This window comes from Rhodococcus sp. ARP2 (assembly GCF_001029585.1).
Lineage (GTDB): Bacteria > Actinomycetota > Actinomycetes > Mycobacteriales > Mycobacteriaceae > Rhodococcus_F > Rhodococcus_F erythropolis.
The window spans coordinates 1-9,877 of the sequence record NZ_LEKE01000092.1 but is presented as its reverse complement, the minus strand read 5'-3'; the positions used below and the strand labels follow the sequence as shown (position 1 = coordinate 9,877).

Genomic DNA, 9,877 nt, shown 5'->3' with positions numbered 1-9,877 from the left:
ATCCGCATGGCTCCGAGCTGCGCGGTGAATCCAGTTCCGACCTTGGCAGCCAAGGTGATTGCGGCAACGAGTGGTGCGACCTCACGAGTATTCGCGATGGCGGACATCACGCCGGACAGCGGTGCGAGGCCGACGAGGTTGAGTCCGCGGTAGCCCTCGAGTCCGATCTGGGAACCTGCGAAGAACGAGATCGCGAAGATCACGACGACGCTGCCACCGCCGGCGAGCAGGGTGCCCGAACCGAATGCCACCTGGGCGACGAGACGGGCGACTTCACGCCAATATCGCTTGAGGGTTGCCGGAATCGAGGTGATGACACGCGCGTGGAACGTGAACTGATCGCCGAGTCGACTCAGACCGTCGACGGTGCGCGAACTGGCCCGCTTGGCACGAATTGCGATGGGCAGGTGCATCAGTAGGCACCCTTCACCGAGACGAACAGCGGGTAGAACTGGGTAATTGCGAGGTTGGCGACGAACACGAGGACAAACGAGAGCACGACGGTCTCGTTGACTGCGTCGCCGACGCCTTGAGCTCCGCGCTTGACGGTCAGGCCCTTGTAGCAGGCCACGATTCCCGAGATGAGAGCAAAGGCAACGGCTTTGATACCGGAGACGACGAAGTCGCTCGGTTGACTGAATTGAACGAGATTGCGCAGGAAGCTCTGTGCGTTGCCGTCGAGTATCAGGACGTGAACGAAGAGGCTTGCGCCCAAACCGATCACGAGAACTATCGAATTCAGCAGGAGGCAGACGACGGCAATTGCGATCATCCGCGGCACGACCAGGCGTTCCAACACCGGCAGGCCCAGTACTTCGAGCGCATCGATCTCTTCGCGGATCGTGCGCGCTCCCAAATCTGCGCAGATTGCGGAACCGCCGACGCCGGCGATGATCAGGGCGCAGACCAGCGGTCCGGCCTGTCCGATGATGAGGAACGCGACGACTGCACCGCTGTATGAACCCGCGCCGATTTGGTCTGCGAGCGAACCGATCTGGAGAGCTACGCCCACGCCGAGGGGAATCATCACCAGTGCCGAAGCGACCGAGGTGACGTGGGCGAGAAACCACATCTGGTCGAGCGCTTCACGCCAGGCGAGGCGCTTGTGTCGCAGAGTTGTGAAAGCGGCGACGCATACGCGAACGGTGAAGGTGAACAGCAGTCCGATCTCGGACAGCAGGTTCCAGAACATGTTCGTCTTGGCGGGGGAGGCAGGCGTTGCGTCCCCGGTTGTTCCAACTTCAGTGCTCACGCCATCCCCCTTTCCGGCCGAATCGTTCTGGTCGGGTTTCTTCGATCACACTCGGAAGGTCGAAGTGCTCCAGGTCACGTTCGGAGACGGTATCAGGAAACTGACTCTGAAGTAAGTTCCAATTCGGGCACGCCATCACAAGGCGTGAATGTGGACGCGGAGCTTCCGTTTGCGTCTACGCAACCTTCCCGGCGAGAGTCCGAAATGCGACGGGTGCACAATGAGTGAATGCCACGATCAAGCCCCATTTCCGCTTGGAAGTCCCTTCGCGAAGGCAACGAGCGATTTGTCAACGACGCGTCCATTCACCCCAGCCAGGGAATCGCCGATCGCGCGAAGCTCGTCGATGGGCAGCACCCCACCGCGGTGCTGTTCGGTTGCGGTGATTCGCGCGTAGCCGCCGAGATCATCTTCGATCAGGGCCTCGGCGACATGTTCGTCGTGCGTACGGCAGGTCACGTGCTCGACGATTCGGTGCTCGGTTCGATCGAGTACGCGGTTCACGTGCTCAACGTGCCGCTCATCGTCGTCCTCGGTCACGACGGTTGCGGTGCCGTGAAGGCAACGCTCGACGCCCTGGACAAGGGTGCGGTTCCCGACGGCTTCATTCGCAGCGTGGTCGAGCGCGTTGCTCCGTCCATCCTGATGGGTCGCAACGAAGGCTTGTCCACCGTCGACGAACTCGAAGGTCGACACGTCGTGGAGACCGGCTCGTTGATCATGCAGAGGTCGCGGATCATCGCAGACAAGGTGGACAACGGTGCGTGCGCGATCGTCGGCGTCACGTACACATTGTCCGACGGGCACATGCGAGTTCAGGGCGCGGTCGGCGACATCGGCGAGAGCGTCGAGACCGTCGAGGGTTAGATCTTCCGGGGCAGTGATACCCGGTAGCAGACAATGGGTACCGACACGCCGCCTCAGCTGACGGTTAGTGGACCCTGCGCCAACTACCGTTGAGTCCGTGTTGGAACCGAATGGACCACTGCCCCCCGAGATCTACTGGCGTCGCCGGGCGCTGGCCATTGGTGCCGCCGTCATTGCACTGGCGTTGATCATCTGGGCGGCGTCCGCCCTCTTCGGCGGTGGAAGCGATACTCCCGAGGCCAATTCGGCCGCTGCGAGTTCCTCGCTGACGACGGACGTCTCCTTCACCCCCAACCCTTCCGGCTCCAACGCGCCGGACGGTAACGGTGGTTCGGGTGGCGGTGCTGCGGGTGGATCAGGTGGCTCGGGCACGCAGGCTTCGGGATCGTCGACGTCGGCATCGTCCTCGTCGACCACCGGCGCTCCGGTCCCGGCTGGTCAGTGCGCGGACTCGTCGTTGGCAGTCAAGGCGACCGCAGACAAGGCGACCTTCGCTCCCGGTGAAGAGCCGTCCTTCACGATCGTCATCACCAACATCGGTTCGGCACCCTGTGATCGAGATCTGGCGGGCGGCCTGCAGCAGGTGCTCGTCTACAGCATCGACGGCAAGACCCGTTTGTGGTCCAACGTCGACTGCTATCCCCAGCCCGCAGCCGACGTACGCAATCTCGCTCCCGGCGAGCAAGCTGCGTTCAAGGTCGCCTGGTCGGCCACGACGTCGACCCCCGAGTGCGCGACCGCGCAGAACCCCGAGCGCAATCCGGTGGGCGCAGGCGCGTACACGGTTGTCGGTCAGCTCGGCGCACTGCGAAGCTCCCCGGAGCCGTTCAACATCGCGTGAGAGCGGGCAAGCCCGAACAGGCCCGCTAGTTGAACGATCCGGTGATCGACGTCTCCGCGAGCCGGGAAAGTCCCTCACGGATGTGACGGGCCCACAGCCCGCCGATGCCCTCGACCGACTGCAGATCGGCAGCCGTAGCGGCCAGCAGCGACTGGAGAGTGCCGAAGGATCCGACCAACCGGTGGATCTGATGGAACTGCAATCGAGGCACACGCATCAGTACGCGATATCCGCGAGGAGTCATCGGAGTGTCGAGGGCTTCGATCGTGCCCGGATAACCGAGAACACGCGCAAGAGTCGTGAGATCGAGTAGGTCGGCGTCGGTGACACGATCGAGTGCGACGAGTACGTTGTCCATCGCCGCGGTGCCGATGGGTTCGGGGCCGGCAAGATAATCCCGAACGATCAGTTGACGTGCAATGTCGTTGTCGCCGACCAGTTCTTCGAGCTGCAGTGCCAGCTGGCGACCGTCGGTGCCGAGCTCGAGGACATCCTGCTCGATTTCGATCGACACACGGCGAACCATTTCGAGTCGCTGTACGACGGTCAACGCGTCGCGCAGAGTCACGAAATCCTCGATCTCGACCACCGACAGTTGCCGTGTCACTTCGTCGAGTCGCGCTTTGTATCGTTCGAGCGTCGCGACGGCCTGGTTGGCGCGCGAAAGTATGGTGGCCGAGCCGTCGATGACGTGCCGGATACCACCGACGTACACACTGACGATCGACATCGACTGACTGACCGAGACCACGGGATAGCCGGTTTGAATTGCGGTGCGCTCGGCGGCACGGTGCCTGGTGCCGGATTCGACGGTGGGAATCTTGTGATCGGGAACCAGTTGGACATTGGCGCGCACGATGCGTGTGCCGTCCGTCGAGAGGACTACCGCACCGTCCATCTTCGAGAGCTCGCGCAATCGGGTCGGTGCGAACTCCACGTCGAGGTTGAATCCGCCGTCACACAGCGCTTCCATCTCCTCGTCGTATCCGAGGACGATCAGCGCGCCGGTACGTCCGCGCAGAATTCGTTCGAGCCCGTCTCGCAAAGCGGTACCCGGCGCCAACCTGGCGATGGTCTCTCGCAATGCCGACGACGACTGTGTGTCCGCCATCGCACTGATCATTGAGAAACTCCCTGCTGAGGTCGATGTCACTTCGGTCGGGTCCGATGCCTGCGCCGGACTGATCCCCGTTTAGATTACCTATCCATGAGTAGTACCTGGACCCTGCCTGATGACCTGACTGTCCCGGAGCCGGTCGAATTCTTTCCGGCCGCCGGCGAGAAGTTGCCTCAGCACTGGTCGAAATGCTTCGGCTGCGGCGACGACCAGCCTGCGGGAATGGCGATGAGTTTCAGGGCTGGTGACGGGTTGGAAGTGACGGGCCGTCTGGAGGTCGCCAAGAAGTATCAGGGCGGTCCTGGGGTCATTCACGGCGGCATTTTGTCGACGGCTTTCGACGAGGCGCAAGGCATGGCATGCATGGCTCTCGGCTCGCCGGTGGTGACCGGGCACCTCGAGATCGACTTCGCCCGACCGATCCCGTTGGGATCGGTGCTCGAATTTCGGGCTCGCATCGACGGCGTTGTGCGCCGCAAGGTCTACACCAGCGCGGAAGCGGTGATCGTCGAAGGTCCGACAGCGGATCCGGACACGGTGGTGGGAACGTCCCGCGGACTGTTCCTGACCATCACGTCGGAACACTTCGCCAAGACCAAGGAGTTCGTGGACGGCGAACCGACTTCCCCGTTCGGCACCTCGTCGGTCTGACGCGGTAGTCGGCCGCAGGCCGTCACTTCACCGGAGTGAGCTTGGGGCGAGACGGGGCTTGTTTGCCGCCCATCAATCCGGCGTAGGCGAGTGCCTCGGCCAGGTTCGCTACTTCGTTGACGCGCATGCCGGGAATGTTCGGGCCGGAATCGACCGGCACGATGGCGCTGGTGAATCCCAATCTGGCAGCTTCGATCAGCCGTCGGTTCACACCGGCAACTCGTCGAACCTCTCCGGCGAGTCCGACCTCGCCGAGGATGACGAGCCCCTTGGGGACAGGTTTTGCTTTCACAGCGGAAGCGACCGCTATGGCAAGAGCCAGATCGGCACCCGGCTCGGTCATCCGCATACCGCCGACGGTCGCGGCGTAGACGTCGGCCTTCGAGATCGACACCCCGACGCGGCGCTCCAACACGGCCAGAACCATGGCCACACGGGCGGTGTCGAGCCCACTGACGGCTCGACGAGGTGTCGGTAGAGGCGTGGCGGCGACGAGGGCCTGAACTTCACCGAGTAGCGGACGCTTACCGTCCATCATCACGGTGACGGCCGTGCCTTCCACAGCTTCTTCGCGGTGATGCAGGAACAGGCCGGACGGATCGCTGATCTCGTTGATGCCCTGCTCGCTCAGCTCGAAGCATCCCACCTCGTCGGCCGCACCGAATCTGTTCTTGACGCCGCGGACCATGCGCAGCGTGGAGTGCTTATCGCCTTCGAAGTGCAGAACCACGTCTACGAGATGCTCGAGCGAGCGCGGTCCGGCGACGGCGCCGTCCTTGGTGACGTGGCCGATCAGAAGCACCGGGATTCCACTGGCCTTCGCCAGGGAGGTCAAGGCGCTGGTGACGGCCTTGACCTGAGTCACGCCGCCGACGACTCCGTCGACGTCGGCAGCAAGCATGGTCTGCACCGAGTCGACGATGACCAGGGTCGGCTTGACCTGCTCGATGTGGCCGAGGATGGTCGCGAGATCGGATTCGGCCGCCAGATACATCCGTTCGTGGACAGAGTTGGTGCGATCTGCCCGAAGTCGAACCTGACCGGCGGACTCCTCGCCGGTGACGTACAACGCTCGATCATCCGCGCTGCGCATCGCCCAGCGGTAGACGACCTCGAGAAGTAGCGTCGATTTTCCGACTCCGGGCTCGCCCGCGAGCAGCACCACCGAACCAGGTACGACGCCACCGCCGAGGACGCGGTCCAACTCGCCGATCCCGGTGGGCTTGGCCTGCGTCGAGGTGCTGTCGATCTGTGTCAGCGGCGTGGCCGGCGTCGTAGGGAGCACGGCGCTCGATCCTGCTTTGGCGAGTGAGGCGCCGGCGCGACTGGCGACGGGTGCCACTACCGCGACCTCGGTCATCGAGCCCCACGAATCGCAGTCCGGACATCTACCGACCCACTTGGGCACTACCGACTGGCATTCGGAGCATCGGTAGTTCGATTTCACTTTGGCCACCGGGACAGACTAGAGGCGGGGTCCGACATGGACCCCGCCTCTAGTGTGATTCTGAAGTTGTTCTGCGAAGCGCAGTGTGCGCCTTGGTGATTCGGGGCTCAGTGCCCGGCTTCTGCAACGTCGGGCGACTTGTCCGACTCGTTGCGCTCGAGCTGCGGGCCTGCGTCGACCGGCACGTCGACGGTGACCGAGCCGGCCTTCTCGAACTTGAAGGTGATCGGGACGGTCAAGCCGGGGCGAACGCCTGCCTTGATGTCCTGCAGAACGACGAGAGTGAGCGCAGCGGGTGCGTCGTCGTTCTCTTCGTTGTTCTTGATCTGGGTCTCTGCCTCGGTCGCGGCACCTTCGCCTGCGGGCAACTGGCCGGCCTGCAGCGACGTCTGCGGCTTGATCGTCAAGCCACCTACCTCTTCACCCGCGATGACGCGTGCTGCGTAATCGGTGGTGATGCTGACGAGCTTGTCCGTGGTCTCGGCGCTGTCGTTCACGACGGTGAACGCGAGCACGGCGTTGCCGCCCGGCTCGATGCTGTATTCCTCGGACGAGGGGTAGGCGATGTGCACGTTGCGCAGTGCGATCTCACCGAGGTCGGCGCTGTTGCCGTTCACGGCGGCCTGCTGGACGGCGGTCTGGCTCACCTGTCCGGAACCGCAAGCGGACAGCGCGATGGCTGCGCCTGCAGCCAGTGCAATGGCGGTAGCGACTCGACGAGTCGGCTTACGGATAGCAGTCACGATTTGTCCTCCACGGCGTCAGGTTCGCACTCCACTAGGCAGAGTAGTAGATAAGGTCCCGCGGGCTGGCCGTCGGGTCGCCACAACGGTTGTCTGCGTGGGCTTTCAGTCGGTTATGCAGGGGTGCTCCAGACCAGTTGAATGCACGTACAACAAGCCCTGTCAACCCCTACGCTCGAGCAAGGATGCCCCTGACCTGCACAGTTGATGAGTGGTCGGTTCTTTCACGTGTTAAACTAGTGGAATCGAAAGGGGCACGGGACACATGATTTTCAAGGTCGGAGACACCGTCGTATACCCCCATCACGGTGCGGCGCTGATCGAAGCTATCGAAACCCGCACCATCAAGGGTGAGCAGAAGGAGTACCTGGTTCTGAAGGTCGCTCAAGGCGATCTCACAGTACGGGTTCCTGCAGACAACGCAGAGTACGTCGGAGTTCGTGACGTGGTCGGCCAAGAAGGCCTCGACAAGGTTTTCCAGGTTCTGCGAGCACCGCACACCGAGGAGCCCACCAACTGGTCTCGTCGATACAAGGCAAATCTCGAGAAGCTTGCCTCAGGTGACGTGAACAAGGTTGCAGAAGTTGTTCGTGACCTGTGGCGTCGTGAGCAGGACCGCGGGCTTTCCGCCGGTGAGAAGCGCATGCTCGCCAAGGCTCGTCAGATTCTCGTCGGAGAGCTCGCGCTCGCCGAGGGCACTGACACCGAGAAGGCAGAGACCATTCTCGACGAGGTCCTCGCGGCCGCGTCCTGACTGCAACACAACAAAGCTGACAGTGGCAGTAGTAGCCCTGGTACCTGCCGCAGGTCGGGGAGTGCGATTGGGCGAGAAATTGCCCAAGGCATTTGTCGAACTCGGTGGGTGCACCATGCTTGCACGCGCGGTCGATGGACTCCGGAAATCCGGAGCGATCGACCGCGTTGTTGTCATTGTGCCGCCTGAACTGGTCGAATCCGTCGTAGCCGACCTCGGTCGTGCATCGGACGTCGACGTCGTCGGTGGTGGTGCCGAAAGAACCGATTCGGTTCGAGCCGGTCTCAGTGCTGCCGGCGATGCAGATTTTGTACTCGTGCACGACGCCGCGCGGGCATTGACGCCGCCGGCGTTGATCGCGCGCGTCGTCGACGCTCTCCGAGCCGGCAGCTCCGCTGTCATCCCGGTACTCCCGGTTACCGACACGATCAAGTCGGTCGACGTACTCGGCGCAGTCACCGGAACGCCTCTGCGTTCGGAGTTGCGTGCGGTTCAAACTCCTCAAGGCTTCTCCACCGAGGTCCTGCGCAGTGCGTACGACGCCGGTGACGTCGCCGCGACCGACGACGCCGCTCTGGTGGAGCGTCTCGGTGTTTCGGTGCAGACGATTCCCGGCGACGCTCTCGCCTTCAAGATCACCACTCCGCTCGACCTCGTCCTTGCACGGGCGCTCCTGATCTCGGAGACAGAGTTGAGCGCGGACTCACAGGACGGAAAATAGATGCGCGTCGGTCTCGGCACGGATGTTCATCCCATCGAGGTCGGCCGACCTTGCTGGATGGCCGGGTTGCTGTTCGAGGAAGCAGACGGGTGCTCGGGGCATTCGGACGGCGACGTCGCCGTCCACGCGCTCTGTGACGCGTTGCTCTCCGCCGCAGGTCTTGGCGACCTCGGTTCGGTTTTCGGCACCGGCAGGCCCGAATGGGACGGCGTGAGCGGCGCTCGAATGCTTGCCGAGGTTCGTCGACTGCTCGAAGAGAACCAGTTCACCGTCGGCAACGCCGCGGTGCAGGTCATCGGCAACCGACCGAAGATCGGGCCGCGACGCGGCGAGGCACAGAAGGTGCTCTCGGACATTCTCGGCGCGCCTGTTTCGGTGTCCGCGACCACCACGGACGGGCTCGGCTTGACCGGTCGCGGCGAGGGGATCGCCGCCATGGCCACCGCGTTGGTCATGACAACCGAACACGACAGGTAAGATCGCTGGTCGTGACCCTGCGCCTATACGACACCGGTACGCGGGCCCTTCGGGATTTTGTTCCGTTGGCCCCCGGACATGCATCGGTGTACCTGTGTGGGGCGACAGTTCAGGGCGATCCTCACATCGGGCACGTTCGTAGCGGCGTCGCTTTCGACGTGCTGCGACGCTGGCTGTTGGCGCACGGCAACGACGTTGCCTTCGTGCGCAACGTGACGGACATCGACGACAAGATTCTCAACAAGGCCGCCGGCGCCGGTCGACCTTGGTGGGAGTGGGCGGCGACGTTCGAGCGGTCGTTCACGTGGGCCTACGACCAACTGGGTGTGCTGCCGCCGTCCATCGAGCCGCGGGCCACCGGTCACGTGACGCAGATGGTCGAGATGATGGAACGCCTGATCGAGAACGGCCACGCGTACGCGGCGGGCGGCGACGTCTACTTCGACGTGCAGAGCTACCCCGAGTACGGCGCACTGTCCGGCCACAAACTCGACGACGTTCATCAGGGCGAGAGTGCGGCCGAGGGCAAGCGCGATCCTCGCGACTTCACCCTCTGGAAGGCCGTCAAGCCCGGTGAGCCCTCGTGGCCGACGCCGTGGGGACCTGGCCGTCCGGGCTGGCACCTCGAGTGCTCGGCCATGGCGGAGTTCTACCTCGGGGCGGCATTCGACATCCATTGTGGTGGACGCGATCTCGTCTTCCCGCACCACGAGAACGAAATTGCGCAGGCCAAGTGCGCCGGCGACGATTTCGCTCAGTACTGGTTGCACAACGGCTGGGTCACGATGAGTGGCGAGAAGATGTCCAAGTCGTTGGGCAACGTTCTCTCTGTGCCGAACGTGCTCAAGAAGGTTCGTCCGCAAGAACTTCGGTACTACCTCGGTAGTGCGCACTACCGTTCCAATCTCGAGTACTCGGACGAGGCGTTGGACGAAAGCGCGAAGTCCTACCAGGGGCTCGAGTCGTTCGTCCTGCGCACACACAAGCGTGCGGGTGGCGTCGAACTC

Annotated in this window: 12 protein-coding genes; 7 read left to right on the top strand and 5 right to left on the bottom strand. The window is 63.3% G+C overall.

The window, feature by feature from the left end; translation table 11 throughout:
* Positions 1-413, bottom strand: a 413-nt coding sequence (locus tag ABX74_RS25325; RefSeq protein ID WP_047889963.1) for an MlaE family ABC transporter permease, incomplete at its 3' end; no start/stop codon positions are given.
* Positions 413-1,252: an MlaE family ABC transporter permease gene (locus ABX74_RS25320; RefSeq protein WP_223258003.1), complete on the bottom strand. Its 840-nt coding sequence runs from the start codon at positions 1,250-1,252 to the stop codon at positions 413-415. The genes ABX74_RS25325 and ABX74_RS25320, both read right to left, overlap by 1 nt.
* A gap of 228 nt (positions 1,253-1,480) precedes the next feature.
* Here ABX74_RS25320 and ABX74_RS25315 point away from each other — a divergent pair, with 228 nt between their 5' ends.
* Complete coding sequence (locus ABX74_RS25315; RefSeq protein WP_019746832.1) at positions 1,481-2,119, top strand: carbonic anhydrase; 639 nt, start codon at positions 1,481-1,483, stop codon at positions 2,117-2,119.
* Positions 2,120-2,216: 97 nt separating this feature from the next.
* On the top strand, positions 2,217-2,960 hold the full coding sequence (locus ABX74_RS25310; RefSeq protein WP_019746833.1) for a DUF4232 domain-containing protein: 744 nt from the start codon (positions 2,217-2,219) through the stop codon (positions 2,958-2,960).
* 25 nt (positions 2,961-2,985) lie between these two features.
* On the opposite strand, the gene disA is transcribed toward ABX74_RS25310, so the two are convergent.
* On the bottom strand, positions 2,986-4,071 hold the full coding sequence (gene disA, locus ABX74_RS25305) for a DNA integrity scanning diadenylate cyclase DisA (protein WP_024487741.1): 1,086 nt from the start codon (positions 4,069-4,071) through the stop codon (positions 2,986-2,988).
* Positions 4,072-4,167: 96 nt separating this feature from the next.
* Here disA and ABX74_RS25300 point away from each other — a divergent pair, with 96 nt between their 5' ends.
* Positions 4,168-4,728, top strand: coding sequence for a PaaI family thioesterase (locus ABX74_RS25300; protein WP_019746834.1), 561 nt, complete (start codon positions 4,168-4,170; stop codon positions 4,726-4,728).
* A 22-nt stretch (positions 4,729-4,750) separates the two neighbouring features.
* On the opposite strand, the gene radA is transcribed toward ABX74_RS25300, so the two are convergent.
* Together radA and ABX74_RS25290 are read right to left on the bottom strand one after the other, a co-directional pair.
* On the bottom strand, positions 4,751-6,184 hold the full coding sequence (gene radA / locus ABX74_RS25295; RefSeq protein ID WP_003945739.1) for a DNA repair protein RadA: 1,434 nt from the start codon (positions 6,182-6,184) through the stop codon (positions 4,751-4,753).
* Positions 6,185-6,282: 98 nt separating this feature from the next.
* Positions 6,283-6,918: a copper chaperone PCu(A)C gene (locus tag ABX74_RS25290; RefSeq protein ID WP_003945942.1), complete on the bottom strand. Its 636-nt coding sequence runs from the start codon at positions 6,916-6,918 to the stop codon at positions 6,283-6,285.
* 265 nt (positions 6,919-7,183) lie between these two features.
* Between ABX74_RS25290 and carD the strand changes: the two genes are divergently transcribed.
* From carD to cysS, 4 genes are all read left to right on the top strand, one after another.
* Complete coding sequence (gene carD / locus ABX74_RS25285) at positions 7,184-7,672, top strand: RNA polymerase-binding transcription factor CarD (RefSeq protein ID WP_003945666.1); 489 nt, start codon at positions 7,184-7,186, stop codon at positions 7,670-7,672.
* Positions 7,673-7,694: 22 nt separating this feature from the next.
* Positions 7,695-8,393, top strand: a complete 699-nt coding sequence (ispD, locus tag ABX74_RS25280) for a 2-C-methyl-D-erythritol 4-phosphate cytidylyltransferase (protein ID WP_082148559.1) — start codon at positions 7,695-7,697, stop codon at positions 8,391-8,393.
* A complete protein-coding gene (gene ispF, locus ABX74_RS25275) occupies positions 8,394-8,870 on the top strand; it encodes a 2-C-methyl-D-erythritol 2,4-cyclodiphosphate synthase (RefSeq protein WP_019746837.1) in 477 nt (158 codons plus the stop codon).
* Positions 8,871-8,881: 11 nt separating this feature from the next.
* Positions 8,882-9,877, top strand: a 996-nt coding sequence (gene cysS, locus ABX74_RS25270; RefSeq protein ID WP_047889961.1) for a cysteine--tRNA ligase, incomplete at its 3' end; no start/stop codon positions are given.